The following is a 26,069-nucleotide window of genomic DNA, read 5'->3' as shown; positions in this document are numbered from 1 at the left end:
TCTCGAGAGGACGCACCCATGACCCAGGCGCAGCTCAGGGACCCGCTCCCGGATCGGCTTCTCAAGTCGTCGGCGCGACAGTCCTACGACCCGGACGTCGACATCGACTGGGGGGCGCCGCCGGTCGACGGGCTCTACTGGATGCAGCCCGAGCGCACCTCGCTCTACGGCACCGACCTGTGGGAGGGGCTCACGCCGGCGCAACAGGTCGAGCTGACCAAGCACGAGGTGGCCTCGATCGCCAGCGTGGGGCTGTGGTTCGAGATCCTGTTGATGGAGATCCTGCTCCGCGACGTCTATCGCAACGACCCGCGCACCGACCGCACGCACTACGCGTTGACCGAGATCGCCGACGAGTGCCGTCACTCCACCATGTTCGGCAAGGCGATCGGCACCTTCGGCGCCCCGGCGTACGGCCCGAGGCCGCACATCCACAAGCTGGCCCGCATCTTCCCGCCGATCGCGCGCGGCGCCGCGGCGTACGCCTCGATCCTGATCGGTGAGGAGCCGGTCGACCGCTGGCAGCGCGACATGATGAAGGACGAGCGCATCCAGCCGCTGGTCCGCATGGTCTCGCGCATCCACGTTCTCGAAGAGGCCCGCCACGTCACCTTTGCCCGCGCGGAGCTGGAGAAGTCGGTCGCGAGGATGTCGCGCGCCGAGCGCCTCTGGTCGCAGACCCTCACCGCCCAGGGGGCGTTCATCATGATGCGCTCGCTGGTGCATCCCGACGTCTACAAGGCGGTCGGCATCGACCCGCAGGTCGGACGGCGTACGGCACTGGGCAACCCGAACTACCGCGCCACGATCGCGTGGATGGGCGAGAAGGTCATGCCCTACCTCGAGGAGCAGGGCATGGTCGGCGGCGGCGCGAACCGCAAGGCATGGAGGGCGTCGTTCCTGCTGGGCTAGCCTGATCGGCATGCGCCTGCGCGGGGACTGGTACGCCGCGGGCGCCGTTGCGCTCGTGCTGTCCGTGTTCAGCGGTGGCTACGGCTATCACCGCGACGAGCTGTACTTCCGGATGCTGCCCGCGGACATCGGGTACGTCGACCAGCCGCCACTCACCCCGTTCCTGGCTCGGGCGACCCGCGACCTGGTCGCCGACGAGCAGTGGGCGCTGCGCATCCCCGCGACCCTGTGCGTGGCTGCCTCGGTGCTCGTGATCGCGGCGATCACCCGCGAGCTCGGCGGCAGTCGGCGGGCGCAGGCGCTCGCCGCGTGGGGCTACGGATTCGCCGCCGCAAACCTGATGATGGGGCACCTCCTGATCACCTCCACCGTCGACCTGCTGGTGTGGCCGGCCCTGGTGTGGCTGGTGCTGAGGGCGATGCGTTCGCCGAGGTGGTGGCTCGCCGCCGGAGTGCTCGGCGGGCTGTCGACGTACAACCGCTGGTTGGTGGTGGTGCTGGCCGCGGGTCTGGCGCTCGGACTCGCGCTGGTCGGACCACGTCGGGTCTGGCGCCGCCCGGAGATCTGGGGCGGGGTGGGTCTGGCGCTGCTGGTGGCCGCACCGAACCTGGTCTTCCAGGCCAGCCACGACTGGCCGCAGCTGGCGATGGGTGAGGCGCTGGCCGACAGCAACGCGGCCGAGGTGCGAACTCAGGTATGGCCGATGCTGGCGCTGCTGCTCGGCGTGCCGCTGCTGCCGATCTGGGTGGCCGGGTTCGTGTCGCTGGTGCGCCGTCCCGACTGGTCCGACCACCGGTGGTTGGCGGTCGCCTTCGTGGTCCTCGTCGGCTTCACCTGGGTCAGTGGGGCCCAGGTGCACTACCTGATGGGGCTGCTGCCGGTGATGTACGCCGCCGGGTGCGTGCCGGTCGCGGACTGGACCGTGTGGCACCGCGGCCGCACGGCCCTGGTGGCAGCCGGCGTGGCGCTGAACGGCGCCGTGGCGCTGGTGCTCGCGCTGCCCGTGGTCCCGGTCGAGACGGTGGGGGACACCCCGATCCCCGACATCAGCCCGTTGCTCGGCGACACCGTCGGCTGGCCGGAGTACGTCGACCAGGTCGCCCGCGTTCATGAGCAGGCCGGTGGCGGGGACGTCCCGATCATCACCTCGAACTACGGGGAGGCCGGGGCGATCGACCGGTTCGGGGATGGGCTGCCCACGCCGTACAGCGGGCAGAACGAGCTCTGGTACGTCGCCCGACCGCCCGACGACGCGGACACGGTCGTGATGGTCGGCGCCCAGGTCGAGTCGGTCGCGATCCACTTCGCGACCTGCGACATCGTCGCGCGACTCGACAACGGAGACGGTGTCGACAACGAGGAGCAGGGCGAGCCGATCGCGATCTGCACCGGGCCACTCACTCCGTGGCGCGACCTGTGGTTGGAGTTCCGCCACCTCGACTGATCAGGAGCTCGCGCAGCGCAGGCAGGTCGTCGGCGATGATCTGGTCCACCCCGGCCGTGAGGAGCTCGGGCCACATGTCCTGGGTGGTGCCCCAGAAACGCGCTCCACGCCCGGTGCGGTGGATCTCGCCGACGAGGCGACGCAGGCCCTCACGTTGGTCGGTCGGCATGCGTCCGCGCCCGTCCCAGTCGAAGAGCTTGCCGAACTTCGCGCTGATGGTCGTGGTCACCGCGCTGAGCCCGTCGACCAGGTCACCCGGCCGTCCGTCCCGTGTCGCATAGCGCACCTGCTGCCGGGCCATCAGGCCCGCGTCGGTGTGCCCACTGACCACCGCGGTCACCGGACCGGTCAGGCGCCCGTCGTGGCGGTGTTGGGTCAGCATGTCGTCGCGCCGAGCCAGCGCGTCGTGGATGGCAACGTACGACGACCGCGCCTCACTCTTGACATCGATCAACAGGGTGAGTGGCCAGTCGTCCCAGACGTGTCCACGGCTCTCGACGAGTTCCGCCAGCGGGTCGAGGTAGAGGCTCTCGAAGGTGCGATGGGGGAGAAGGTCCCGCGTGCCGTGGCCGACCAGGAGCTGGCCCTCCTCGAGGAACACGTCGACCTCGATCGCGGTGAACCCGTGCTCGAGGGCGTCGTACAAGGGTCGCTCGCGGGCGTAGTCGTTGTGGGCGAAGGCGCGTCGCAGTGGCGACCCGATCTGCACGGCGTCCGGCATGACACGCAGAGTAGCTAGCCTTGGGCACATGCCGTCGTACGTCGCCTTCCTGCGCGCCATCAACCTGGGCGCGAACCGGAAGTTCCCCAAGGACGCGATCCGTGCGGTGGTCGAGGGCGCCGGCTTCACCGAGGTCGAGACCTACATCAACACCGGCAATGTGCGACTGACGACGTCGATGCGGTCCCGCGCGAAGATCGAGGCTGCCTTGGAGGCGGCGTTCCTGGCCGATCGTGGGTTCGAGGTTCCCACCATCGTGTTCAGTGCCGCCGAGCTGGCGCAGGTCGCACGCGACGCGCATGAACTGAACACGCCCGACCTGAGCCGTCACTACGTCTATCTGCTCAAGCAGGAGCCGGACGCCGAGGCCGTCACGGCACTGGGCGCGCGAGCCGCGAACGGTCATCGGGCCGTCGTCCGTGGGCGTGCCTGCCACCTGCTGCTGGGTGAGGGCTACCGGGAGGGCACGGTCGATCCGCTCAACGCGGCCAAGCACCTCGGCGTCGCCACGAACCGCAACTTCAACGTGGTCACCACGCTGGCCGAGAAGTGGTGCTGATCGCGAAGTTCAGCAGCGTCCGAACTTTTCCCTGCGGAGGGGCGTCCTAGCAGACAAGGCGCCCATCCATCCGGGGGAGAAACCCATGAACATCGCCCGTCACCTGTCCACCCGTGCCGCCACCGTCGGAGGAGTCACGCTCCTGGCGGCGCTGCTCGTTCCGCTGACCGCTGAGCCCGCCGGCGCTGAGCCCGCCGGCGCACCGGCGTACACCTGTGCCGGCCTGCGGGCCACGATCGTCGGCACCACCGGGCCCGACCGGATCATCGGCACCGCCGGCCGCGACGTGATCGTCGGGCGCGTCGGCAACGACTTCATCGACGGTCGTGGCGGCAACGACGTCATCTGCGGCAACCGCGGTGGCGACGTGCTCAACGGCGGGCCCGGCCACGACCGCGTGTACGGCGGCGAAGGAATGGTCGACCCGATCCTCGAGGAGGAAGGGCCGTTGCCCAACGACACACTGCGTGGCGGCCCCGGCAACGACCGGCTCTTTCCCGGGGCGCAGACCCCTACGCAGGTCCCGAACCGGATCATGTACGACACCGCGACCCGGGGGATCCGCGCGAACCTCGGCAAGGGCGTCATCGTCGGAGAGGGCACCGACCGCGTTCCGACCGGCAAGGGTCTGTGGGGCAGCAGCCAGTTCATCCTCAACGGCACCCGGTTCGACGACGTGATCACCGGTGGGCGCCACCACGACACCATCTTCGGCGCGGCCGGGGACGACATCATCCGTGGTCGCGACGGGAACGACACGCTCGTCGACGGCGCCGGCAGTGGCGACGACTTCCTGGACGGTCAGGGCGGCAACGACAACCTGATGGCGCGCGGAGGTGCCGACGTCCTCGTCGGCGGCGACGGCCGCGACACCCTCGAGGACACCGGTCGTACGGCGGACATCCTGCGCGGCGGCCCGGGAAATGACTTCCTCGAGGACATCCTCACCCGCTCGACGAACCAGGTGATCGACGGCGGGACCGGCCGCAACCTCTGGAACTTCGACTGGACGCCCGCACCCGCCGGACAGCCGGTGAGGTCCCACCTGATCACCGATCTCGTCGCCGGGAGCAGTCGCTTCGCCGGCCACACCCGGTCTATCGTGACGCGCGGCGTGCAGCGGATCCACATGACGGGGGTGCCCTCGTCCTGGGCGAATGCGATGGCGCGCGGCACCTGGACCGTCACCGGCACCGGCGCCAACGAGGAGTTCGAGGTGACGAGGACCCGGCTCGTCGCCCACGGAGCCGGCGGCAACGACCTGTTCTGGGGTGGCCCACTCAACGACGTGATCAACGGGGGCGCAGGTCGCGACGAGACCTACGGCGGGGACGGGACGGACACCTGCGTGTCGGTGGAGATCAACCGCTATCGGCAGTGCGAGAACGTCAGCTGACCTTCTCCAGCTGCACGCGTTCGAGATCGCGCACCGACCGTGAGGTCAGCGTGACCAGGGCTACCGCGGCGTACACGACGGCACTCACCATGAGCACGTCGCGGTAGCCGAACCACTCGCCCAGCGGTCCGTAGATCAGCTGCCCCAAGGGCATGGCGACGAACGACCCGAGGGCGTCGTACGAGTAGGCACGCGAGAGGACGGACTCGTCGATGTTCTCCTGCATGGCCAGGCTCCAGCCGATCGAGAAGATCTCGACGCCTGCCCCGGCGAGGAAGGTCGCGCCGATCAGCGGCAGCAGGTGCGGGTCGACGCCGAGCATCAGGAGCGGTACGGCGAAACAGGCCATCCCCAACATGCCGGCCCGCAAGGGGAACCTGAACGAGAGTCGCAGCATGATCACGGTCATCAGGAGCAGCCCGACGGCCTCGGCCGAGACCGCGTAGCCCCAGCCCTTCTCGCCGATCGTTGCCTTGGCGACGACGGGTCCGAGGGTGAACCACGCGCCGGCGTGGATCGCGTTGAGGATGCCGAAGGCGAGCACGATCACCCACAGCCACGTGTGGCCGGTGAAGACCGACCAGCCTTCCTTCAGCTCGCGGATCATGTTCGGGGCGGGGTCGCCGGAGCGGTCACGCCGGGGGATCTGCACCCGGGTCAGGCACAGGGCGGCGATCAGCCAGGTGCAGGCGTCGACCGCCAGTGCCCAACCGGAACCGACCGTCACGACCAGGATGGCGGCGGCCGACGGGCCGATGATGGCCAGACCGCCGCGGGTCATCGACAGCAGCACATTGGCCGGTTGCAGCTGGGACCTCGGGACAAGTTGCGGCACGACGCTGGACATCGCCGGGAAGCTCGCCGCCGACACCGTTCCGTTGATCGCCTCGAGCACGATCAGCTGCCACAGCTCGGCGTTGCCGGAGATCACGAGCCAAGCCACGATGCCCTGGGTCAGAGCGGCGAGCAGGTTGGAGACCTGCATGACCAGGGCCCGGTCGATACGGTCGGCGATGACTCCGCCGATCAGCAGGAACAACACGAGGGGAATGCTTCGCGCGGCCAGCACCTGGCCGAGTGCGCTGGCGGTGTTGCTGACGTCGAGGACGGCGAAGGCCAGGGCGATCGGGGCCATCATCGAGCCGGTGGTGCTGATGAAGCGGGCCGCGAAGAACCACCGGAAGTTGCGTTCACGCAGTGGTGCGAAGGAGTCTGCCCAGCTCATCGCGGTTCGGTCATCTCGAACGCGAGTGTGGTGAGGTTGACGTGCACGGTTCCGTCGGTGCGCGGCGGCTGTGCGGAGTCGTGGATGAGTCGCGCTGCCTCCTGCGTCAGCTCGAGAACCTGTTGCCAGGTCTCGGGATCGACCCACATCTCGGCGTCGGAGAGCAACGCCTTCGACGCGCGACGACGCTGGTCGAACCGGCGTACCAGCTCTTCGGCGACGGCCCGGATGTAGAGGCGGTGGTCCTCATCGGTGGCCGGCGCCGGCGGTGCCTGTTGCTGCTCCCAGGGGTGGCGATAGCGCTTGGCGATGCCGCCACGGATCTTCTCCTCACCGGCGACGACGAGCTCGCCCGCGTCGAGCAGCACGCGGAGGTGATAGCTGGCGTTGGCGTGGGTGACGGCCAGCTCGCGGGCCACCTCGGCGGCGCTCATCTCCGCTCCGGTGAGCAGGGAGAGGATCTGCAGGCGCAGGGGGTGGGCCACGGCACGCAACGCTGAGACGGGGGTGGGTTCGTTGGACATCTTCCTCAACTCTCCAAGGGTTCTTGGGGAGTGTGTCGTGCAGGGGCCCCAACTGTCAAGCAATTATTGGGGAGTTGTCGAGGTGGCGAAAGTCAACGACTCGACGGTCGAAGATCAACAACTCGTGCGGCTAGGTTGCGGGGATGGACGATCAGGTGGACGAGACGATTCCGGGACTGGCGATCACCCGCGCCGACAGCGTGCTGACGATACGGTTCAACCGGCCCGACGCGCTCAACGCGTTCACCGGCGAGATGGCGGTCGGCACGGCCGGGCTGCTCAACGAGGCGAGCGTGCGTGACGACGTACGGGTGGTGGTGCTGACCGGCACCGGTGCGGCGTTCAGCACCGGGGCGGACATCGCGGGGGAGGCCGCGCACGAAGGTTTCGACGTCCGTGCCCTCGACGTCGCCAACCTGCTGATCCGCGCCGTGGTGCAGTGCGACAAGCCCGTCGTCGCCGGGGTCAACGGCGTCGCCGCCGGGGTCGGGCTCTCCGTGGCCCTGGCCAGCGACCTGGCGGTCTGTGCGGAGTCCGCAGCGTTCCTGCTCGCTTTCGCGCGGGTCGGCCTGATGCCGGACGGAGGTGCCTCCGCCACCGTGGCCGCGTCGATCGGGCGGGCACGCGCCATGCGGCTGGCCCTGCTCGCCGAGCCGCTCCCGGGCCGGGAGGCGTACGACGCCGGGCTGGTCTCCCACGTCTTCGCCGACGACGAGTACGTCGACGGGCTGGCCGGCATCGTCAAACGGTTGCGGCACGGTGCCCCGTTGGCGCAGGCCGCGACGAAGCGGGCGATCAACGCCGCCGCGCTCGCCGGTCTCGAACCTGCGTTGGAGAACGAGCGCACCACCCAGACGATGCTGTTGCGCACGGGCGACGTGGCCGAGGGCATGCGGGCGTTCGCGGAGAAGCGGCACCCGCGATTCCGCGGGGAGTGATCAGGCGACCCTGACCCCTGCGGCGCGCATCTCGGCGAGCGCTCGCTCGGTCGACTCCGGAGCGACGCCGGCACACAGGTCGGGGAGCAGCCGCACGGTGAACCCCTCGGACGCCGCGTCGAGAGCCGTGGCGCGCACGCAGTGATCGGTCGCCAGGCCGCAGACGTCGACCTCGGTCACCTCGTGCTCACGCAGCCAACCGGCCAGCCCGTGGCCGTTCGCGTCGCGACCCTCGAAGCCGGAGTACGCCGCGACGTACTCGCCCTTGAGGAAGATCGCGTCGAACGGCTGCGGGTCGAGGTTGGGGTGGAACGCCTCGCCGTCGGTGCCGACCTTGCAGTGCACCGGCCACGAGTCGACGAAGTCGGGGTCGTCGGACCAGTGCGCACCGGGGTCGATGTGGTGGTCCTTGGTGGCCACGACGTGGGCGTAGTCGGGGGCGTCAGGTGCCTGCGAGGACCACAGGTGCAGCAGCTCGGCCAGGTCATGGGCGACCTGGGCGCCACCGGCCACGGCCAGCGAGCCGCCCTCGCAGAAGTCGTTCTGGACGTCGACGACGATCAGTGCGCGCTTCATGGCTCGAGGGTAGTGGGACCGCCCGACTCCGGCCACCAGCCGGGTCGCGATCGCCATCGGTGACAATGGGGTGATGTCGTTGGAAGCGGCGGGTCTCGGGCCCGCGCAGGAGAACGTCTATCGACTGCTGGTCCGAGTCGGTGAGGCGCCGGCCGAGCACGTTGCGGAGGTCCTCGGCCTGCCCGAGGACGACGTACGACGGCTGCTCGCCGACCTGCAGGCGGTCGGGCTGGTCACCACGCTCGGCAGTGGGCCACGGCGCTACGCCCCGACGCCGCCGGACGTGGGATTCGCGCCCCTGCTGCGGCAGGGTGTGGAGGCCCTGGACCGCGCTCGCATCACCGTCAACGAGCTGACCGACGAGCACCGGGCCTCGATCCGCCGCAGGGACGCCAACCAGCTGGTGGAGGTGATCAGCGGCACCGAGGCGATCCGCCAGCAACTGCGCAACCTGCAGCTCTCCACCCGTTCGGAGATGCTGTGGTTCTGCCGGGCCGGCGTGGTGGCGATGCCCTCGGCCGACAACGACGAGGAGTTCGCGATGCTGGCCCGAGGGGTCAGCTACCGGGTGATCTACGAGCAGGAGCTGCTCGAGGAGCCGGGGATGATCGACAGCCTCGCGCAGGGTGTGCGGGCCGGGGAGGTGGCGCGCGCCGCGCCGTCGCTGCCGGTGCGGATGGCGATCTCCGACCGCTCGATCGCGTTGTGCCCGTTGGTGCCGGGCCGCGACGGGATCAGCGAGCCGACCGCTGCCCTGGTGCGCGACAGCAACCTGTTGACCGCGCTGCTGGCCCTCTTCGACAGCTACTGGTCGGGGTCCTCGCCGCTGCTGGCGCCTCCTGACCCGCACGGCACGGCGCTGGTCGAGGGCTCACCGACCGACCCGCTGGCCGATGAGACCCGAGCCCTGCTGTCGCTGCTTGTCGCCGGCGTCAGCGACAAGGCGATCGCCACCCGACTCGGGATGAGCGTGCGCACGGTGCAGCGCCGGATCAGTGAGGTGATGGCGCTGACCCACGCCCAGACCCGGATGCAGCTCGCCTGGCAGGTGTCGCGCCGTGGCTGGCTGGAGGGCACCGGGCCCGGGGACGTGGGTCCGTTCAGCTGATCCCGTAGGCCCGCACGACCGTCTGGTCGATGCTGTTGCCTTCACGATCCTCGGCGTGCACGCGCAGCGAGACGTGGCCGGCGTCGCGTGGGTGACGCAGCAACGTGCGCCAACCGCTCCTGCCCCACCGAACCAGGGCCAGTCGCTGCCACGAGTCGCCGTCGTCGAACGACACCCAGGCCCGGACGTTCGTGACGGGGGCACCGTGCGCGCTGCCGAGCAGGCCGACCTTGAACCCGAGCGGCCGGATGCTGCCGGGTCGGACCGCGTGGTCCAGCCCGGCCGGGACGTCGTAGTCGACCTGAAGCAGGGGGAGGTCGGCCGTTCCGGTGCGGGGCCGACCCGAGTGGAAGCGCCAGCTCGTCTCGGTGTGGGTGGAGAACTCCCAGTTGGCGTCCTTGCTTCGCTCGACCTCCAGGTCGAGGCGGTAGTCCGCCTCCGGGCTGCCGGCCGGGTACGTTCCCCAGGCCCGGTCGCCCGAGACGATCAGCTCGCCGTTCTCGAACAGTCGCATCGTGGTCTCCGCCGCGCTGGCCCGGTCGTAGGTGGAGCCACCGTCACCGGCCAGTTCGGCGACGTTCAGCTTCAGGGTGTCGTTCGTGCGCGTGGGCACCGTCCCCGCCGGCACCGCGGGGCGGACGACCGGGCCGAACCAGTCGTAGGTGACCTTCTCCCCGGGCCGGTAGGTGCGGATTCCGTGGACCGCCCCGGTCGTGATCGGGTTCATCGTGTCCCAGCTGTAGAGGTGCAGGACGTGCTGGCGCCACAGGGTGTCGGCGGCGCCGCTCGAGATCGTCTCGGTGCGCTGCTGCGGGGTGTGCAGCTCGCGCTGGGACTCGACGATCGTGTGGTCCTGCCACGGGCGCCAGGCGAACCGTTGCTCCTTGGCCCAGGGCTCCCCGCCCATCTCGTGGTAGCGGGCCGTGACCGTCGCGCTGTTCCTCCGGGTCACCTCGTGGACGACTTGTTCGGGGACGCGCCCCTGGGAGACCTGCACCACGTCGTAGGTGTAGCGGCTGTCCTCGATGCCGGAGATCCGCAGATCCACCCGCCCCTGCGCCATCCGTGCGGTGAGCAGGTCGCGCTCCTTCGGTGACAGCACGAGCACGGGCAGCGCCGACCGGGTGCCGCGGCCGGTGAACTTGGTCCACCACTGAGTGCCCTCCGGAGGCGCGATCAGCAGCATCGCGACGCCCGCGTCGACGGCGGCCTTGACGTCCTGCCCGCCCTTGCTGGCCGGGTGGACCAGGGCGATCGTGCCCTTCGCGTCGAGACCGGCGTAGTCGGCGGCCTTGCCCGCTCCGGCCTCGACGACCTCGAGCCTTCTGGTCCCCGGGACGGTCGGGGAGTAGCGCTCCAGCGCGGGCAGCAGCTCCAGCGGCCTGCGGCCGCTGGTGGTCGCGGTGACCATCGGCTCGGCCAGCTGCCAGCGCGAGGTGAACTCGAACTCGCCGCCCTTGGCGGCCTCGGTCGGGGTCACCCAGATGGAGCGGGTGTCGTCGAACTTCTGCACACTGTGCGTGATCGTTCGTCCGGCGATCTTGCGGTAGGTCGTGTATCCGAGGTTGCCGCGCGGTGTGGTCGGCCGTGGGGTGCGCACCTGCACCCGGGTGGCCTTGCCGGCGTCGAGGACGACGTCCATGTCGCGGGTCACCTCCAGGTCGGGGTCGATGATCGCGACCCCGGAGTTCTCGTCGTCGACGTCCGGGGTGACCATCGCGCTGAGGAAGTAGTCGCCCTCGCCGACCTCGACGGTCTCGGTCTCGCCCTTCCAGACGTGGACGAGCGTGTCGAAGCGCGGGTCCTCACCGGTGAGCACGACCGGGGTGGCGGTGATCGACTCGCCGTTGAAGTCCACGGCCCGGAAGGTCACCTTGTGGGTCGGTGCGGCCTTCACCGCGCCGATCGTGGTGTGGGTGACGACGCCGTCGGCGGTCGCGAGCAGCTGGCCGGCGTACCGCCCGTGCTCCAGCTTCGTGGGGTCGAGCGTGAGGGTCACCGATGCGGTCGACCCGGCAGGGACCACCACGGTGTCGGCGTCCAGGGTGAGCGCGCCGGCCGCGGGTGCGGCACCGCCCAGTTCGGTGACGTCGAGCTCGAGGTCGAGGGTCACCTCCGCCTCACCGGTGTTGGTCCAGGTGATCTGGCTGGTGACGGGATCGGTCTCGCCGTCGACGACGTCGCCGAGGTTCACGGTGCCGGTGCCGTGCACGGGCTGGGTGACCGCGCGGGCCACGTCGACCCGGCCGCCACCCTGCTCGTGCTCGGTGAGGTCGCCGGGCAGGGCGGTGCTGATCAGTGCATCCTTGAGCTGCTCGCCGGTCCAGTCCGGGTGTTGCTGGGCGAGCAGGACGGCGGCTCCGGAGACGTGCGGCGCAGCCATCGAGGTGCCGCTGGCACTCGTGTAGAGCGCGTCGACCGGGGTGCCCATGGTGGTGCCGGACGCGCGTGCGGCGACGATGTCGACGCCGGGAGCGGTGAGGTCGGGCTTGATCGCCAGGTCACCGAGTCGCGGGCCGCGGCTGGAGAAGTCGGCCAGCGACTCGTCGCGGTCCACGGCTCCGACGGTGAGCGATGCGTCGGCGCTTCCGGGAGTGCCGATCGTGGAGGCCCCGGGGCCGTCGTTGCCCGCGGAGACCACGAAGAGGGAGTCACTGGTGGCGCTGAGCTCGTTGACGGCCTGACTGAGCGGGTCGGTGCCATCGGTGGGACCGCCGCCCAGGCTCATGTTGACGACGTCGGCATCGGCGGCCACCGCCCACTCCATCGCCTCGATGATGTCGGACTCGTAGCCGTTGCCGGTGTCGTCGAGGACCTTCCCGGACAGGATGTCCGAACCGGGGGCGACACCCTTGCGCAGCCCGTCCGAACCGTTGCCGCTGCCGCCGATCGTCGCGGCGACGTGGGTGCCGTGGCCGAAGTGGTCGGCGGCATCGGAGCTGTCGGAGAAGTTGCGTGACTCGCTCACGCGCCCGGCCAGGTCGGGGTGGGCCGAGTCGACTCCCGTGTCGAGCACGGCCACCGTGACGCCGTCGCCGTCGAAGCCGGCCTCCCACGCGGTCGGAGCGCCGATCTGCGCGACGCTGCGGTCCAGGTCGGCGCGGACCCGGCCGTCCAGCCAGAGCTTCCGGACGCCGGCCGCCATCCGTTCGGTTCCGGGGCGGGACAACGAGGCCCAGAAGTCGGCGGCCTCGTCCTTGCGCACCTCCATCGCCCGGCCGCCGACGCTCGGGAGCGTGGCGCCCTGGTCGGCACCGGCCAGCGTGGAGAGCGAGCGCAGGCTCCCCGACGTGGTCGCGATCAACGGCAGGGTCTCGGTGGCTTCGTCGTCGTAGCCGTCCGCGAGCAGCAGGTCGATGTTGAACAGGTCGTCGTCCAGCCGGCCGGCGGCGACCAGTGGGACGGCGTCGGCGGGAAGCACGTGCAGCTCGCCGTCGATCTCCAGCTGGTGGAAGTCGACGTGGTCCCGGCCGTCGGCCGGCTCGAGCTGGACCGATCGGTGTCCGCCGGTCTCGTCGCGGACCAGCACGCGGTCGCCGGTGACCAGCGTGACCGCGGCTCCCGGGTGATCTCCCGAACCTGCGGCGGCCGTGGCCGGGCCCCGGGCCGAGCCTCCGGGTGACCCGGTGGCAGGCCCGGTGGTCAGGCCGGCCGAGAGCCCGGCGACGAGTACGCCGACTCCGGTGAGGGCGGCCAGCCGTCGGGCACGGGTGGAGGATGAACGGCGCTGCGACATGCCAAGGGGTCCTTCGCTACCAGGGAGCTCGGGGAGCTCGTCTGGCAGCACTCTTCCCGTGCGGCGGGGCGGTTGTCAGCGATCACCGATGCCGCAGTTGCGACATGGCACAACCGCGACAGTGCGCGCGGGCTCAGCCGCCGACGTGCTGCGTCTCGATGACGGGTTGGCCCTTGCTGAGCATCTGCGCGGGCAGAGGCAGCTCTGCGCGCGATGCGACGTGACGCTCGCGGGCCCGCTCCAGGGTCTCGCGACCGACGATCTGGCCCCCGGCGACGAGCGGGACCAGGAGTGGTCGGTCGTTGCCGTCGTTCTCGGGCGGTTCGCCGATGCCGACGATCTCGGCCTGGGCCCGGCCGTCGGGGCCGAGGCGGCGCAGCGCGAACTTGCGGCCACCGATCGAGATCTTGTCCTTGCTCTTCTTCGCCACCGACACCATCTCGCCGTCCTCACCCTCACGGGCGACCAGCTTGAAGACGAAGCCACAGGTGGGGTGTCCGCTGCCGGTCACGAGCTGCGTGCCCACGCCGTACCCGTCGACGGGTGCCGCGGCGAGTCCCGCGATCGCATACTCGTCGAGGTCGCTGGTGACGATGATGCGCGTGGTGGTGGCACCGAGGTCGTCGAGCTGCTTGCGGACCTGGTGGGCCAGCACCCCGAGGTCGCCGGAGTCGAGACGCACGGCCCCCAGTTCCGGGCCGGCCAGCTCGACGCCGAGCCGCACCGCCTCGGTCACGTCGTAGGTGTCGACCAGCAGCGACGTGCCCTTGCCGAGGGAGGCGATCTGGGCGCGGAAGGCGTCTTCCTCGGTGTCGTGCAGCAACGTGAAGCTGTGCGCCGACGTGCCGGCCGTGGGCACGCCGTACCGCTGACGCGCGGCCAGGTTGGAGGTGGTCGCGAAGCCGGTGATGTACGCCGCCCGTGCCGCCGCCACCGCCGCCTCCTCGTGGGTACGACGCGAGCCCATCTCGATGCAGGGCCGCTCGCCGGCGGCCATCGTCATGCGTGAGGCAGCGCTGGCGATCGCGCTGTCGTGGTTGTAGATCGAGAGCAGCAGCGTCTCGAGGACGACCGCCTCCGCGAACGACGACTCCACGACCACCAGGGGCGAGTAGGGGAAGTACGCCTCACCCTCGGCGTAGCCCCAGATGTCGCCGGAGAAGCGGTAGTCGGCGAGCCAGTCGAGGGTGGTCGAGTCGACCACGTCTCCCTCCCGCAGCACCGAGAGCACCTGCTCGTCGAAGCGGAACCGCTCGATCGCGTCGAGCGCCCGGCCGACCCCGGCCACCACGCCGTACCGACGGCCCTCGGGCAGTCGCCGCGGGAACAGCTCGAAGACCGAGCGGCGGTCGGCGGTGCCGGCGGCCAGGGCGGCCTCGAGCATCGTCAACTCGTAGTGATCGGTCAGCAGGGCCGTCGAAGTGGTGCCGGTTGGGTCGCTCACGGAAGACACTGTGCCACGATGGAGCCGTGTCAACAGCGAGCCCCGCACACGCGGATCCCGACGTCGAGGAGACGGTCACCCCCGACGAGATCACCTTCCTGGCCAAGCCGTGGGTGACGATCGTGTGGAACGACCCGGTCAACCTGATGTCCTATGTGACCTACGTCTTCGGCAAGTACTTCGGCTACGACCGGAAGAAGGCCGAGAAGCTCATGCTCGAGGTGCACGAGGACGGCCGGTCGGTCGTCTCCACAGGCACCCGCGAGGAGATGGAGCGCGACGTGCAGGCGATGCACGAGTACGGCCTGTGGGCCACGATGGAGAAGCAGTGAGGTCCCAGTGAGCGGGTTCGCCCGGCATCGCACCAGCCGCAGCATCATCGCGAACTTCACCGGCTTCGAGGCGGAGCTGCTGCGGTCGCTGGCCGCCCAGCTGGTCGAGCTGTTGCGCAACGAGGCGGCGGTGCCCTCGGAGGCGACCGACCCCTTCGAGGCGATGATGGACTTCTCCGGCCCGACCAACGAGCCCGAGGACCCCGTGCTGGCACGGCTGTTCCCCTCGGCGTACGCCGACGACGAGGAGGCCTCCTCGGAGTTCCGGCGGTTCACCGAGGGCGCGTTGCGTGACGGCAAGTCCACGGCCGCGATCGCGATCATCGACGGTCTCGAGGACGCCGGCCTGCCGCAGGAGCTGACCGAGGACGGCCTGCACTTCGACGTCGAGCTGGACGAGCCGACCGCCGAGACCTGGATGCGCTCGTTCACCGACCTGCGCCTCGCCCTGGCCACCCGGCTGGGTGTCGAGGACGGCGACGAGGACTACTGGCACAGCCTGGCCGACGACGAGCCCGAGGCCCAGGCCCACGACATCTACGAGTGGGTCGGCTACCTGCAGGAGACGCTGGTCGAAGCCCTCACCGACTGACCCGCCTGCCGCGAGTCGTTGATTCTGGTGCGTCGAGTTGGCGAGTTTCGTCGGTTGAGTCGGGTCGTCGTACACGCGCGCGACGAAAGTCAACGAGTCAACGCACGAGAATCAACAACTCGTGGGAAGCCTCAGATGACGCCGTGGGCCAGCATCGCGTCGGCGACCTGGATGAAGCTCGAGATGTTGGCGCCGGCCACGTAGTTGCCCGGCTGCCCGTAGACCTCGGCCGCCTCGGCGCACCGCGCGTGAACGTCGACCATGATCTGCTCGAGGCGCTTCTCGGTGTGGTCGAAGTGCCACGAGTCCCGGGAGGCGTTCTGCTGCATCTCGAGGGCGCTGGTGGCCACACCGCCGGCGTTGGCGGCCTTGCCGGGCGCGAACAGGACGCTGTTCTCGGTGAGGATCGCCACGGCGTCCGGAGTGCACGGCATGTTGGCGCCCTCGGCGACGGCGAGCACGCCGGACGCGACCAGTGCCTTGGCGTCGTCTCCGGTCAGCTCGTTCTGGGTGGCGCAGGGGAGTGCGATCTCGCACGGCACCTGCCACACCGAGCCGTCGGCGTGGTGCGTGGCGTGGGGGCGCTGCGCGGCGTAGTCGGTGAGGCGGCCGCGCTGGACCTCCTTGACCTGCCGGAGCAGGGCGATGTCGAGGCCGTCCTCGTCGACGACGTAGCCGCCGGAGTCGGAGCATGCCACCACCTTGGCGCCGAGCTGCTCGGCCTTCTGGGCGGCATAGATCGCCACGTTGCCCGAGCCGGAGACCACGACCCGCCGGCCGGCGAGTTCGAGCCCCTTGGTGGCCAGCATCTCCCGGGCGAAGATCACGGTGCCGTAGCCGGTGGCCTCGGTGCGCACCTGTGAGCCGCCGTACGCCAGGCCCTTGCCGGTGAGGACGCCGGACTCGTAGCGGTTGGTGATCCGCTTGTACTGCCCGAAGAGGTAGCCGATCTCGCGCCCGCCCACGCCGATGTCGCCGGCCGGCACGTCGGTGTACTCGCCGATGTGACGGTAGAGCTCGGTCATCAGCGACTGGCAGAACCGCATCACCTCGGCGTCGCTGCGGCCCTTCGGGTCGAAGTCGGAGCCGCCCTTGCCGCCGCCGATCGGCAGCCCGGTCAGGGCGTTCTTGAAGATCTGCTCGAAGCCGAGGAACTTCACGATGCCCAGGTTCACCGTCGGGTGGAAGCGCAGGCCGCCCTTGAACGGACCCAGCGCCGAGTTGAACTCGACCCGGAAGCCACGGTTGATGTGGATGTTGCCGGCGTCGTCGGTCCACGGCACCCGGAACATCAGCTGTCGCTCCGGCTCGCAGAGACGCTCGATGACCGAGCCGTCGACGTACTCGGGGTGGCGGGCCACCACCGCGTTGAGGGACTCGAGCACCTCACGGACGGCTTGGTGGAACTCGGCCTCACCGGGATTGCGGTCGAGGACGGTCTGGAACACGCATTGCAGCGCCGGGTCGAGAGCGTTCATGCCCCGCAGGCTACGTGCCGTTGTGAGATTGTGAGAACGCGTCCCGGGGACTGGGCGGCCGGTGCCCGCCGCCGAGGCCTCACCTAGGCTTGGGTGCGTGTTGACCATCGACCAGGCGACGTACGACGCGATCGTCGCCCACGCGAAACGGGACCACCCCGACGAGGCATGTGGCATCGTCGCCGGCCCCGAGGGCAGTGATCGCCCGGTCCGCCATGTCGAGATGGTCAACGCCGCCGGGAGTCCCACGTTCTACGAGTTCGACTCCACCGAGCTGCTCGCGCTCTACAAGCAGATGTGGGACAACGACGAGGAGCCCGTGGTCGTCTACCACTCCCACACCGCCACCGAGGCCTACCCGAGTCGCACCGACATCGGCCTGGCCAGTGAGCCGAACGCCCATTACGTGCTGGTCTCGACCCGTGACTGCTTCACGGCCGACGGGAATAACGACGGCCCCGTGGAGTTCAGGTCCTACAGAATCATCGACGGTGAGGTGACCGAGGAAGAGGTCACCGTCACCCCCACCGAGACAAGGCATCCCGCCTGATGAGGAGACTTGGCTGATGGCCATCGAAGTACGGATCCCGACCATCCTGCGCACCTACACCAACGGCGAGAAGGCCGTGAACGCCGAGGGTGCCACGCTCTCCGCGCTGATCGCCGACCTCGAGGCCAACCACCCCGGCATCGGCGATCGTCTGCTCGACGACGGTGACCTGCGCCGCTTCGTCAACGTCTACGTCAACGACGAGGACGTCCGCTTCATCGGCGGCCTGGAGGCCGCGCTGAACGACGGCGACCAGGTCGTCGTCCTGCCTGCAGTCGCAGGCGGATGAGGTTCGACAACCTCCTGGCCTCGGTCGGCGGCACGCCGCTGATCGGGCTTCCTCGGCTGTCCCCGGGAGCGCAGCCGAACGGTACCGAGGTGCGCATCTGGGCCAAGCTCGAGGACCGCAACCCGACCGGCTCGATCAAGGATCGTCCGGCCATGCGGATGATCGAGCAGGCCGAGCAGGACGGACTGCTCCGCCCCGGCTGCACGATCCTGGAGCCGACGTCCGGCAACACCGGCATCTCGCTGGCCATGGCCGCGAAGCTCAAGGGCTATCGCCTGGTCTGCGTGATGCCCGAGAACACCTCCGAGGAGCGGCGACTCCTGCTGCGCATGTGGGGCGCCGAGATCGTCTCCTCGCCGGCCGCCGGTGGCTCCAACGAGGCCGTCCGGGTCGCCAAGAAGGTCGCCGAGGAGCACCCCGACTGGGTGATGCTCTACCAGTACGGCAACGCCGCGAACGCCCTGGCCCACGAGGAGGGCACCGGCCCCGAGATCCTGGCCGACCTCCCCGAGATCACGCACTTCGTCGCGGGTCTGGGCACCACGGGCACGCTGATGGGGGTCAGCCGGTTCTTCCGCGGCGCCAAGCCCGAGGTGAGGATCGTCGCCGCCGAGCCGCGCTACGGCGAGCTGGTCTACGGTCTGCGCAACCTCGACGAGGGCTTCGTCCCCGAGCTGTACGACGCCTCGTTGATCGACTCCCGGTTCTCGGTCGGCCCGCGTGACGCCGTACGCCGGGTGCGAGAGCTGCTCGAGCTCGAGGGCATCTTCGCCGGCATCTCGACGGGCGCCATCCTGCACGCCGCGATGGGCCAGGCGGCCAAGGCGGTCAAGGCCGGTGAGTCGGCCGACATCGCGTTCGTGGTGGCCGACGCGGGCTGGAAGTATCTCTCCACCGGGGCCTACGAGGGCACCATCGACGAGGCCGAGGACCGCCTCGAGGGCCAGCTCTGGGCCTGAGCCCGTCAGCGCACGACCAAGGTCTGCGAGCGGTCGTGCTCGCTGCCCGGGACGGCGGGCATCCGCAGCAGCGAGAGCGAGAGGTTCGCCACGTCGCCGTTGCGGATCGGCTGCCTCACCGGTCGGTACGTCGGCCGTGAGAAGCCGGGTGACGCGAAGTCGTCGTTGAGGTCGTAGAGGCGAGCGCCCGGGCGCACGCCCGCGCCCCAGACGATGAACGGCACCCGGTAGTTGGTGAAGTCGCTGGCATCACCGTGCCCTCGGCCGGCGCCGCCGTGGTCGGAGGTGAGCACGATCGTGAGGTGGTCACGCAGGACCGGATGCCTGTCGGCGGTCCGGAGCAGCTCACCCAGGCGGCGGTCGGTGTCCCGGACCGCGCGCAGGTAGGGCGTGGTCATGAACCCCTTGGCGTGGCCGACGTCGTCAGGGTGGGACAGGTGCACGAAGGTGAACGCACGGCGGTGACGGACCAGGTCGCCGCGCACCGCCGTGACCAGTCTCCGGTTGTCGGTGGCGATCATGAACCGGTCGATCGAGCGTGGCCAGGACCGCTGGAACATGGCGAACTTCGACTTGGAGGCGAACAGGGCCGTGGACCGGTCGCGCTTGTGCACCACCTGGAAGACGGACGCCACCGGGTGCCCGGCATTCTGCTGCACCGTGCGGTGGTTGTCGTGGTTGAAGTCGACGCCGTGCCCACCGGACGCCTTCGAGACCCTGCGGCCGGTCAGCATCCCGGTGTGGTTGGGCAGGGTGAGCGTGCGCTCGAGCTCGGTGCGGGCGTTGAGGGTGTCGGCCCCCTGCGTCATCAGCCGGTGGAAGTTCGGTGCGCCCGAACGCCCGAGCCTGTCGAGGGCGTGCGCATTGAGGGCGTCCACCGAGATCGCCAGCACGTAGCGGGTCGCGTTGTTCTCCCGACTCTGGGTGTGAGTCCGGGTCGAGCTCAGCTCCGCCGCGCCCGGCGGTGACGACGAATCGTGGCCGGCGCACCCGGCGAGGGGGAGCAGCAGGAGCAGGGCAGCAGCGAGCGCGGAACGCGTGGTCCTCGAGACATCCACACGACGAGCCTAGCGTCACGTGACCCGCGCCATGGGGTGACGTGGGTCGCCATTGGCAGCATTCGGCCGGTGAGACGTCTAGATTGTTCGATCATGGTTGAGCGACCCATAGGCATCTTCGACTCGGGCTTCGGCGGACTGACCGTTGCCCGCTCGGTCATCGACCAGTTGCCACACGAATCCATCCTCTACGTCGGTGACACGGCACGTCAGCCCTACGGCCCCAAGCCGATCGGTGAAGTGCGTGAATACGCCCTCGAGTGCCTCGACCATCTCGTCGACCAAGGGGTCAAGGCGCTGGTCATCGCCTGCAACAGCGCCAGCGCGGCCATGCTGCGTGACGCCCGTGAGCGGTACGACGTCCCGGTGATCGAGGTGATCTATCCCGCTGCCCGTCGAGCCGTTGCCGCCAGCCGCACCGGACGCATCGGCGTGATCTGCACCCGGGCGACGGCCGACTCCCTGGCCTACGACGACGCGTTCACCGCGGCGCCGCACGTCGAGTTGTTCACCCGGGCCTGCCCGCGGTTCGTCGACTTCGTCGAGCAGGGGGTCACTGCCGGCGACGAGCTCATCTCGGCCGCCCACGACTACCTGGACCCCCTGGTCTCCGAGGGGATCGACACGTTGATCCTGGGCTGCACCCACTACCCGTTGTTGACCGGCGTCATCTCCTACGTGATGGGCGACCAGGTGACCCTGGTCAGCAGCGCCGAGGAGTGCGCCAAGGACGTCTACAAGCTGCTGGTGCGCAACGACCTGATGCGCCTGGACGGCGATCCGTCGTACCGTTTCCTGACCACGGGCAGCCCGGAGGAGTTCGAGAGCATCGGCCGACGCTTCCTCGGCCCGGAGCTGCACGTGGCCAGTCAGTTCGTGGGGGTGCGTGGATGAGGTTGACCGTCATCGGCTGTTCGGGCTCCTACCCCGGCCCCGACTCGCCCGCCAGCTGCTACCTCGTGGAGGAGGAGTGGGAGGGCCGCACCTGGCGGATCCTGCTCGACCTCGGCAACGGCGCCCTCGGCGAGCTGCACAACCACGTCGACCCGCTGACCATCGACGGTGTCCTTCTCAGTCACCTGCACGCCGATCACTTCATGGACCTGTGCGGCTACTACGTGCTGCGCAAGTACCACCCGCTCGGTGCCCAGCCCCAGATCCCGGTCTGGGGCCCACCGGGCACCGGTGACCGCCTGGCCGTCTCCTACGACCTGCCGCTCGCCCCGGGCATGCACGAGGAGTTCGACTTCCGCGAGTACCCCACCACGTCGTTCGACTTCGGGCCGTTCACCGTCGAGGCGGTCGAGGTCGTGCACCCTGTGCCGGCGTACTCCCTGCGGGTGAGCAGCAACGACCGCCTGCTGGTCTACACCGGCGACTGCGGACCGTGCGACGGACTCGACCGCGCGGCCACTGGTGCCGACCTGCTGCTGGCCGAGGCCGCGTTCTGCGACGGCGACGAGAACCCCGAAGACCTGCACCTCACCGGTGTCGAGGTCGCCGAGCTGGCCACGCGTGCCGGCGCCGGTCATCTCGTGCTGACCCACATCCCGCCCTGGCACGACAAACAGATCGCCTACGACGAGGCGAAGTCGACGTGGTCCGGTCCACTCGACCTGGCCCGCACCGGTGCGACGTACGAGATCTGACGGCGCTCAGGCCAGGCCGGCGTCGTGCACGCAGATCGCGATCTGCACCCGGTTGGTCGCACCGAGCTTGTCGAAGAGCCGGGAGACGTGGGCCTTGACGGTCGGGACGGAGAGATAGAGCTCGCCGGCGATGTCGGCGTTGCTGAGCCCGCGACCGACGGCGACCGCCACCTCGCGTTCGCGTTCGGTCAGTGTTGTCATCCGGGTCTGGGCCGCTTCGGCACGGCCGTCGGGGGCCTCGGAGCGCACCTGGCGGATCAGGGTCGCCGTGGCCGAGGGGGAGAGCATCGGCTCTCCGTCGGCCACCTTGCGGATCGCGGCGACGATCTCCGGAGGCGGGGTGTCCTTGAGCACGAAGCCGTCGGCGCCCGCGGCCAGGGCACCCACCACGTGGTCGTCGGCGTCGAACGTGGTCAGCACGATCACCCGCGGCGGCGACGGGTCGGTGTGCAGCTCGCGGGTCGCCTCGAGCCCGCTCAGCACCGGCATGCGGATGTCCATCAGCACCACGTCGGGGCGTTCGCGCCGGGCCACGGCGACGCCGAGGCGACCGTTCTCGGCCTCGCCGATCACCTCGATGTCGGCCTGGCCGCCGAGCATCAGGGTCAGTGCGGAGCGCACCAACGGATCGTCGTCGACGATGAGAACCCGGATCACGCGGACCACGGTATCCAAGCCTGCAACAGGAACATCGAGCCGTCCTTGTGGAACGCGAGCCGACCGCCGCCGAGCTCGGCGCGTTCGGTCAGGCCGACCAGGCCGAGTCCCGCGCCGGGCGCCGCGGCCTGGGTGCCGAACCCGATCGGGTTGCGGATGCGCACGTGGATGCCCTCGTCGGGGGTGCCGGCCAGGTCGACGAACACGGTGGTGCCCGGTGCGTGCTTGCGGGCGTTGGTCAGTCCCTCCTGGACGATCCGGTAGATCGTGCGGCCCGCCGCGATCGGCACGTCGCCGTCGTCCACGTGCGCGGCGTACTCGATGTGCATGCCGGACTCGCGGGCATCCTCGATCAGCTCGGCCACGTCGTCGTACGTCGGTTGTGGACGGTCGAGCAGGTCGCCGGTGCCGGGGTCGCGCAGCACCCCGAGCACGGCGCGCAGGTCGACCAGCGCCTGGTTGGCCTGCTCCTGGACGACCGAGGCGGTGGCGCGCATCTCGTCGGCGGTGAGATCGGTGCGGAAGGCCAGCGCACCGGACTGCATGGAGACCTGTGAGATGCGGTGTGCCAGCACGTCGTGCATCTCGCGCGCGATGCGGGAACGCTCGTCGCCACGCGCCTTGCCCACGCGCAGGTCGCGCTCCTCCTCGGCCCGCTCGACGCGGTCGCGCAGCGTCCACAACAGCTCCCGGCGCGAGCCGATGAACATGCCCCACGCCAGCGTGGCGGCGACGAACACGGTGTTGACGGTGAGGTTGAGCCAGTACGGGTCGTCGTCGTACGACGGCTGCGACACCGAGTAGAACTGAGCGGCAGCGAGGCCCACGACCGCCACCGGCACCAGCTCACGCAGGCGACGACGGGTGGCCATGGACACGGTGGCCAGCGTGGCCGGCCCGCCCGCCACACCGGAGACGGAGGCGAGCGCATTGGTGACCAGGGCGATCGCCAGGGGGTACCTGCGCCGCAGGTGCAACAGCAGGTAGGAGACCAGGCCGACGACGAGGTCGACCCAGAACAGGATCCGCTGTTCGCGCCACTGGAAGGCGAGGTACGGGCTCCAGGCCAAGGCACTGACCGCCAGCACGCCGACGTACCGCCAGATCGACGACCACGTGGTCAACGGCGGCTGGTAGAGGTCGGGGGAGGCGGGCACTCGTCAACCCTAGGCGCAGACGGGCGTGCTGCGGACCCGTCCCGCGTCGGCGCGGACCCCTACTTTCGTCGCGGAGGATGCATCCCGTGGGCCGATGTGCGCAGTGACCGGCACCGGTTGACTTGTGGGCATGATCAAGGTCGAGAACCTCACCAAGAAGTACGGCGACTTCACCGCCGTCAACGACATCAGTTTCGTGTCCCAACCCGGACGCGTGACTGGCTTCCTGGGCCCGAACGGTGCAGGCAAGAGCACGAGCATGCGGATGATGGTCGGCCTCACCAAGGCCGACCGTGGCTCGGTCACCATCGGTGGTCACAACTACATGGACATCCCCAACCCCGGGCAGCACGTCGGCGTCCTGCTCGATGCCTCGGCGCAGCACGCCGGTCGCACCGGGCGCGAGGTCCTCGCCCTGAGCGCCGCGACCATGGGCCTGCCCGCCTCGCGCGTCGACGAGATGCTCCACCTGGTCTCGCTCACCGACAACGAGGCCAAGCGCCGGGTGAAGAACTACTCCCTGGGCATGCGGCAGCGCCTCGGCATCGCGAACGCGCTGATGGGCGACCCGTCGGTGCTGATCCTCGACGAGCCCGCCAACGGCCTCGACCCGGCCGGCATCCGCTGGATGCGCGGCCTGCTGAAGGGGTACGCCGACCGCGGCGGCACTGTGCTGCTCTCCAGCCACCTGCTGCACGAAGTGCAGATGATCGCCGATGACCTGGTCATGATCGGTCGCGGCGAGATCGTCGCCCAGGGCACCCCGGAGGAGCTGCTGCGCGACAGCGGCACTTTCTTCCGCGCCCTCGAGGCCGACCAGCTGGTCACGGCGCTGGCCGAGAACGGCATCGAGGCGACTCCGGTCGCCGACGGCTTCCGCACCGACGCCGAGCCCGTGCAGGTCGGCAAGGTCGCGGCCGAGCGCCAGATCACCCTCGTCGAGCTGAAGCTGGCCGACGGCGGTCTCGAGGACCTCTTCCTCGAGCTGACTGCCGAGACCCAGCGCGAGACCTACACCGAAGGAGCCGACAAGTGAGTACGGCCACCGCCCCCGTCCAGGCCGGCGACCCCGGCTACATCGACATCTCCGAGAGCCACCGGCCCTCGTTCCTGCGTCTTGTCGGCGTCGAGATCCGCAAGATGACCGACACCAAGGCCGGCCTCTGGCTGCTGATCGTGATCGGCGCCGTGACGGTGATCATCAACGCCGCGTTCCTGATCTGGGGACCCGACGACCTCACGTTCAACGACTTCCTCCAGTTCTCCGGCATGCCGCAGGGCATCCTGCTGCCCGTGCTGGCGGTGCTGCTGGTCACCCAGGAGTGGGGCCAGCGCACAGGACTGGTCACCTTCAGCCTGGTCCCGCACCGTGGCCGGGTGCTGGTCGCGAAGCTCGCTGCGGCGATCGTGTTCGTGCTCGCCGCCTTCGCGGTGGCTGTGCTGATCGCCACGCTGCTGACTCCGATCAGCGGAGCCTCGGACGGCTGGGACGGCGTCTCTGTCGGCTGGCTCTCCCGCTCGATCCTGGCTCTCGTCATCGGCGCGGTCTGGGGCTACGCCTTCGGTGCCGCCCTGCTCAACAGCGCCTTCGCGATCGTGTCCTACTTCGCGGTTCCGATGGTGGTCAGCATCGTGACCGCGATCTGGACCTCCGCCCAGGAGAAGCTGCTGTGGTTCGACCTGTCGACCTCGTCGACGCGGCTCTTCGAGTCGGACAGCCTCTCCGGCGAGGAGTGGGCACAGATCGGCACCGGAGTTCTCCTCTGGGTGGCCCTGCCGCTGGCGATCGGGGTCTGGCGCATCCTGCGCGCCGAGATCAAGTAGGCGCCACACGAACTGACCGGAGCCGGTCTCCCGAAACGGGGGGAGACCGGCTCCGGTCGTCTCGGTGAACCGACGGCCGCGCTGTTCACGCAGTGTTGCCGGACGCGACACGGCGTCGCGGGGTCGACGTACCGGAGGACTCCACGCTGGAGGCATGCGGTCCTACGTGCGGTTCGCGGCGCTGGGTGACTCGACCACGTACGGCATCGGCGACCCGGTGCCCGGTGGCTGGCGCGGCTGGGCCCGCCTGCTGACCGAGGCCATGGACTCCGGGCACGACGTCTCCTTCTGCAACCTCGCGGTCTCGGGGGCGACCGCGACCGACGTACGCGAGGGCCAGCTGGCCGCCGCGGTGGCGCACCAGCCGGACGTCGCCTCCCTGGTGGTCGGCATCAACGACACGATGCGCTCGACCTGGCACCCACCGCGCATGCGGGCCGAGCTGCTCGAGTGCGCCGGGGCCTTGCGCGACACCGGAGCGCTGCTGCTGACCGCACGCTTCCACGACCACGGCGCCATCTTCGGCCTGCCCGGTGTGCTGCGCCGCGCGCTGTGGCGGCGGATCGAGGCGGTCAACGCGATCTACGACGAGATCCACGCGACGTACGGCGGGGTGCGGGTCGACCTCGCAGCCCTGCCGCAGACACACGAGCGGGCGTTCTGGTCGGTCGACCGCCTGCATCCCTCGGAGCTGGGCCACCGGGCCCTGGCCCGCGCCTTCGGCGAGGGCCTGCTCGAGCACGGGCTGGACTTCGCGCTGCCGTCCCCGCTCAGCGACGGGACGTTCGTGCCGAGCTGGCGCTCGGACCTCGCGTGGATGGTCACCGAGGGCGCCCCCTGGGTGGGCCGACGGGCGCGTGACCTCGGGCCGTGGGCGGTCCGCATGGCGCTGGTCGACCCCCGGGCGCAGCGACCCGCACCACCCGCCGTGCCGGCGGGGG

26 protein-coding genes are annotated in these 26,069 nt (G+C 69.9%); 16 read left to right on the top strand and 10 right to left on the bottom strand.

The features are described 5' to 3' along the window. The first annotated feature begins 18 nt into the window (after positions 1 to 18). Both NJ4_RS00795 and NJ4_RS00790 read left to right on the top strand, forming a co-directional pair. Positions 19 to 912: an AurF N-oxygenase family protein gene (locus NJ4_RS00795; protein ID WP_067428718.1), complete on the top strand. Its 894-nt coding sequence runs from the start codon at positions 19 to 21 to the stop codon at positions 910 to 912. 10 nt (positions 913 to 922) lie between these two features. Next, a complete protein-coding gene (locus NJ4_RS00790; RefSeq protein ID WP_067428714.1) occupies positions 923 to 2,356 on the top strand; it encodes a glycosyltransferase family 39 protein in 1,434 nt (477 codons plus the stop codon). Here the strand turns inward: NJ4_RS00790 and NJ4_RS00785 are convergent. Next, positions 2,310 to 3,077, bottom strand: coding sequence for a PI-PLC domain-containing protein (locus tag NJ4_RS00785; protein ID WP_067428711.1), 768 nt, complete (start codon positions 3,075 to 3,077; stop codon positions 2,310 to 2,312). The genes NJ4_RS00790 and NJ4_RS00785 overlap by 47 nt on opposite strands. A gap of 28 nt (positions 3,078 to 3,105) precedes the next feature. Here NJ4_RS00785 and NJ4_RS00780 point away from each other — a divergent pair, with 28 nt between their 5' ends. Then, positions 3,106 to 3,636, top strand: coding sequence for a DUF1697 domain-containing protein (locus NJ4_RS00780; RefSeq protein ID WP_067428708.1), 531 nt, complete (start codon positions 3,106 to 3,108; stop codon positions 3,634 to 3,636). Positions 3,637 to 3,721: 85 nt separating this feature from the next. Then, positions 3,722 to 5,032 (top strand): calcium-binding protein, encoded by a 1,311-nt coding sequence (locus NJ4_RS00775; protein ID WP_067428704.1) that lies wholly within the window; start codon positions 3,722 to 3,724, stop codon positions 5,030 to 5,032. On the opposite strand, the gene NJ4_RS00770 is transcribed toward NJ4_RS00775, so the two are convergent. Further along, a complete protein-coding gene (locus tag NJ4_RS00770) occupies positions 5,025 to 6,257 on the bottom strand; it encodes an MFS transporter (protein ID WP_067428701.1) in 1,233 nt (410 codons plus the stop codon). The two genes, NJ4_RS00775 and NJ4_RS00770, sit on opposite strands and share 8 nt — an antisense overlap. Beyond that, positions 6,254 to 6,781 carry an ArsR/SmtB family transcription factor gene (locus NJ4_RS00765; RefSeq protein WP_067428698.1) on the bottom strand — a complete coding sequence of 176 codons (528 nt, stop codon included), beginning with the start codon at positions 6,779 to 6,781 and terminating at the stop codon, positions 6,254 to 6,256. The genes NJ4_RS00770 and NJ4_RS00765 overlap by 4 nt, the downstream gene beginning before the upstream one ends. A 143-nt stretch (positions 6,782 to 6,924) precedes the next feature. Between NJ4_RS00765 and NJ4_RS00760 the strand changes: the two genes are divergently transcribed. After that, positions 6,925 to 7,719 (top strand): enoyl-CoA hydratase-related protein, encoded by a 795-nt coding sequence (locus tag NJ4_RS00760; RefSeq protein WP_157550531.1) that lies wholly within the window; start codon positions 6,925 to 6,927, stop codon positions 7,717 to 7,719. Here NJ4_RS00760 and NJ4_RS00755 read toward each other — a convergent pair whose 3' ends face one another. Then, positions 7,720 to 8,295 carry a nicotinamidase gene (locus NJ4_RS00755; RefSeq protein WP_067429338.1) on the bottom strand — a complete coding sequence of 192 codons (576 nt, stop codon included), beginning with the start codon at positions 8,293 to 8,295 and terminating at the stop codon, positions 7,720 to 7,722. Positions 8,296 to 8,368: 73 nt separating this feature from the next. Between NJ4_RS00755 and NJ4_RS00750 the strand changes: the two genes are divergently transcribed. Further along, positions 8,369 to 9,403: a helix-turn-helix domain-containing protein gene (locus tag NJ4_RS00750; RefSeq protein ID WP_067428696.1), complete on the top strand. Its 1,035-nt coding sequence runs from the start codon at positions 8,369 to 8,371 to the stop codon at positions 9,401 to 9,403. On the opposite strand, the gene NJ4_RS00745 is transcribed toward NJ4_RS00750, so the two are convergent. Further along, positions 9,396 to 13,139, bottom strand: coding sequence for a S8 family peptidase (locus tag NJ4_RS00745; protein ID WP_067428694.1), 3,744 nt, complete (start codon positions 13,137 to 13,139; stop codon positions 9,396 to 9,398). The two genes, NJ4_RS00750 and NJ4_RS00745, sit on opposite strands and share 8 nt — an antisense overlap. Before the next feature lie 133 nt (positions 13,140 to 13,272). After that, a complete protein-coding gene (locus NJ4_RS00740; protein WP_407668030.1) occupies positions 13,273 to 14,592 on the bottom strand; it encodes a nicotinate phosphoribosyltransferase in 1,320 nt (439 codons plus the stop codon). Between the two features lie 17 nt (positions 14,593 to 14,609). Here NJ4_RS00740 and clpS point away from each other — a divergent pair, with 17 nt between their 5' ends. Both clpS and NJ4_RS00730 read left to right on the top strand, forming a co-directional pair. Then, positions 14,610 to 14,915, top strand: coding sequence for an ATP-dependent Clp protease adapter ClpS (clpS, locus tag NJ4_RS00735; protein ID WP_067428690.1), 306 nt, complete (start codon positions 14,610 to 14,612; stop codon positions 14,913 to 14,915). Between the two features lie 7 nt (positions 14,916 to 14,922). Continuing rightward, a complete protein-coding gene (locus tag NJ4_RS00730; RefSeq protein WP_067428687.1) occupies positions 14,923 to 15,507 on the top strand; it encodes a DUF2017 domain-containing protein in 585 nt (194 codons plus the stop codon). 131 nt (positions 15,508 to 15,638) lie between these two features. Here the strand turns inward: NJ4_RS00730 and gdhA are convergent, their stop codons facing one another. Beyond that, on the bottom strand, positions 15,639 to 16,985 hold the full coding sequence (gdhA, locus tag NJ4_RS00725) for an NADP-specific glutamate dehydrogenase (RefSeq protein ID WP_067428684.1): 1,347 nt from the start codon (positions 16,983 to 16,985) through the stop codon (positions 15,639 to 15,641). Positions 16,986 to 17,082: 97 nt separating this feature from the next. On the opposite strand from gdhA, the gene NJ4_RS00720 reads away from it, so the two are divergent. The 3 genes from NJ4_RS00720 to NJ4_RS00710 are packed head-to-tail and all read left to right on the top strand — an operon-like array spanning position 17,083 to position 18,783. After that, the gene (locus tag NJ4_RS00720) at positions 17,083 to 17,535 is read left to right on the top strand and encodes a Mov34/MPN/PAD-1 family protein (protein WP_067428681.1); all 453 of its coding nucleotides are present in this window, start codon (positions 17,083 to 17,085) and stop codon (positions 17,533 to 17,535) included. 16 nt (positions 17,536 to 17,551) lie between these two features. Next, entirely contained in the window at positions 17,552 to 17,824 is a 273-nt protein-coding gene (locus NJ4_RS00715; protein ID WP_067428678.1) for a MoaD/ThiS family protein, read from the top strand. Then, positions 17,821 to 18,783 (top strand): PLP-dependent cysteine synthase family protein, encoded by a 963-nt coding sequence (locus tag NJ4_RS00710; RefSeq protein ID WP_067428676.1) that lies wholly within the window; start codon positions 17,821 to 17,823, stop codon positions 18,781 to 18,783. The genes NJ4_RS00715 and NJ4_RS00710 overlap by 4 nt, the downstream gene beginning before the upstream one ends. Before the next feature lie 5 nt (positions 18,784 to 18,788). Here the strand turns inward: NJ4_RS00710 and NJ4_RS00705 are convergent, their stop codons facing one another. Further along, the gene (locus NJ4_RS00705; RefSeq protein ID WP_067428673.1) at positions 18,789 to 19,841 is read right to left on the bottom strand and encodes an alkaline phosphatase family protein; all 1,053 of its coding nucleotides are present in this window, start codon (positions 19,839 to 19,841) and stop codon (positions 18,789 to 18,791) included. A gap of 93 nt (positions 19,842 to 19,934) precedes the next feature. Here NJ4_RS00705 and murI point away from each other — a divergent pair, with 93 nt between their 5' ends. After that, positions 19,935 to 20,735 (top strand): glutamate racemase, encoded by an 801-nt coding sequence (gene murI, locus NJ4_RS00700; protein ID WP_067428671.1) that lies wholly within the window; start codon positions 19,935 to 19,937, stop codon positions 20,733 to 20,735. Further along, positions 20,732 to 21,490 (top strand): MBL fold metallo-hydrolase, encoded by a 759-nt coding sequence (locus tag NJ4_RS00695; protein WP_067428668.1) that lies wholly within the window; start codon positions 20,732 to 20,734, stop codon positions 21,488 to 21,490. The genes murI and NJ4_RS00695 overlap by 4 nt, the downstream gene beginning before the upstream one ends. A gap of 6 nt (positions 21,491 to 21,496) precedes the next feature. Here the strand turns inward: NJ4_RS00695 and NJ4_RS00690 are convergent, their stop codons facing one another. Continuing rightward, entirely contained in the window at positions 21,497 to 22,147 is a 651-nt protein-coding gene (locus tag NJ4_RS00690) for a response regulator (protein WP_217996705.1), read from the bottom strand. Further along, positions 22,144 to 23,304, bottom strand: coding sequence for a sensor histidine kinase (locus NJ4_RS00685; protein WP_067428664.1), 1,161 nt, complete (start codon positions 23,302 to 23,304; stop codon positions 22,144 to 22,146). Before NJ4_RS00685 ends, NJ4_RS00690 begins: the two co-directional genes overlap by 4 nt. Positions 23,305 to 23,434: 130 nt before the next feature. Here NJ4_RS00685 and NJ4_RS00680 point away from each other — a divergent pair, with 130 nt between their 5' ends. From NJ4_RS00680 to NJ4_RS00670, 3 genes are all read left to right on the top strand, one after another. After that, on the top strand, positions 23,435 to 24,340 hold the full coding sequence (locus tag NJ4_RS00680; protein WP_067428661.1) for an ABC transporter ATP-binding protein: 906 nt from the start codon (positions 23,435 to 23,437) through the stop codon (positions 24,338 to 24,340). Continuing rightward, on the top strand, positions 24,337 to 25,128 hold the full coding sequence (locus NJ4_RS00675; protein ID WP_067428658.1) for an ABC transporter permease: 792 nt from the start codon (positions 24,337 to 24,339) through the stop codon (positions 25,126 to 25,128). The genes NJ4_RS00680 and NJ4_RS00675 overlap by 4 nt, the downstream gene beginning before the upstream one ends. 154 nt (positions 25,129 to 25,282) lie before the next feature. Continuing rightward, on the top strand, positions 25,283 to 26,069 hold a 787-nt coding region (locus tag NJ4_RS00670; RefSeq protein ID WP_157550530.1), incomplete at its 3' end, for an SGNH/GDSL hydrolase family protein.

Source organism: Nocardioides jensenii JCM 1364 = NBRC 14755 (assembly GCF_001552535.1).
Lineage (GTDB): Bacteria > Actinomycetota > Actinomycetes > Propionibacteriales > Nocardioidaceae > Nocardioides > Nocardioides jensenii.
The sequence above is the reverse complement of the archived record's forward strand: the minus strand, read 5'-3'. Positions and strand labels throughout refer to the sequence as shown.

What these genes read in the sequence shown, in the direction of transcription:
- NJ4_RS00745 (WP_067428694.1), bottom strand. Translation starts at nt 13,139, where the DNA reads ATGTCGCAGCGCCGTTCATCCTCCACCCGTGCCCGACGGCTGGCCGCC.
- NJ4_RS00710 (WP_067428676.1), top strand. Translation starts at nt 17,821, where the DNA reads ATGAGGTTCGACAACCTCCTGGCCTCGGTCGGCGGCACGCCGCTGATC.
- NJ4_RS00795 (WP_067428718.1), top strand. Translation starts at nt 19, where the DNA reads ATGACCCAGGCGCAGCTCAGGGACCCGCTCCCGGATCGGCTTCTCAAG.
- NJ4_RS00790 (WP_067428714.1), top strand. Translation starts at nt 923, where the DNA reads ATGCGCCTGCGCGGGGACTGGTACGCCGCGGGCGCCGTTGCGCTCGTG.
- gdhA (WP_067428684.1), bottom strand. Translation starts at nt 16,985, where the DNA reads ATGAACGCTCTCGACCCGGCGCTGCAATGCGTGTTCCAGACCGTCCTC.
- NJ4_RS00775 (WP_067428704.1), top strand. Translation starts at nt 3,722, where the DNA reads ATGAACATCGCCCGTCACCTGTCCACCCGTGCCGCCACCGTCGGAGGA.
- NJ4_RS00680 (WP_067428661.1), top strand. Translation starts at nt 23,435, where the DNA reads ATGATCAAGGTCGAGAACCTCACCAAGAAGTACGGCGACTTCACCGCC.
- murI (WP_067428671.1), top strand. Translation starts at nt 19,935, where the DNA reads ATGGTTGAGCGACCCATAGGCATCTTCGACTCGGGCTTCGGCGGACTG.
- NJ4_RS00760 (WP_157550531.1), top strand. Translation starts at nt 6,925, where the DNA reads ATGGACGATCAGGTGGACGAGACGATTCCGGGACTGGCGATCACCCGC.
- NJ4_RS00750 (WP_067428696.1), top strand. Translation starts at nt 8,369, where the DNA reads ATGTCGTTGGAAGCGGCGGGTCTCGGGCCCGCGCAGGAGAACGTCTAT.
- NJ4_RS00695 (WP_067428668.1), top strand. Translation starts at nt 20,732, where the DNA reads ATGAGGTTGACCGTCATCGGCTGTTCGGGCTCCTACCCCGGCCCCGAC.
- NJ4_RS00770 (WP_067428701.1), bottom strand. Translation starts at nt 6,257, where the DNA reads ATGAGCTGGGCAGACTCCTTCGCACCACTGCGTGAACGCAACTTCCGG.
- NJ4_RS00785 (WP_067428711.1), bottom strand. Translation starts at nt 3,077, where the DNA reads ATGCCGGACGCCGTGCAGATCGGGTCGCCACTGCGACGCGCCTTCGCC.
- NJ4_RS00780 (WP_067428708.1), top strand. Translation starts at nt 3,106, where the DNA reads ATGCCGTCGTACGTCGCCTTCCTGCGCGCCATCAACCTGGGCGCGAAC.
- NJ4_RS00755 (WP_067429338.1), bottom strand. Translation starts at nt 8,295, where the DNA reads ATGAAGCGCGCACTGATCGTCGTCGACGTCCAGAACGACTTCTGCGAG.
- NJ4_RS00765 (WP_067428698.1), bottom strand. Translation starts at nt 6,781, where the DNA reads ATGTCCAACGAACCCACCCCCGTCTCAGCGTTGCGTGCCGTGGCCCAC.
- NJ4_RS00715 (WP_067428678.1), top strand. Translation starts at nt 17,552, where the DNA reads ATGGCCATCGAAGTACGGATCCCGACCATCCTGCGCACCTACACCAAC.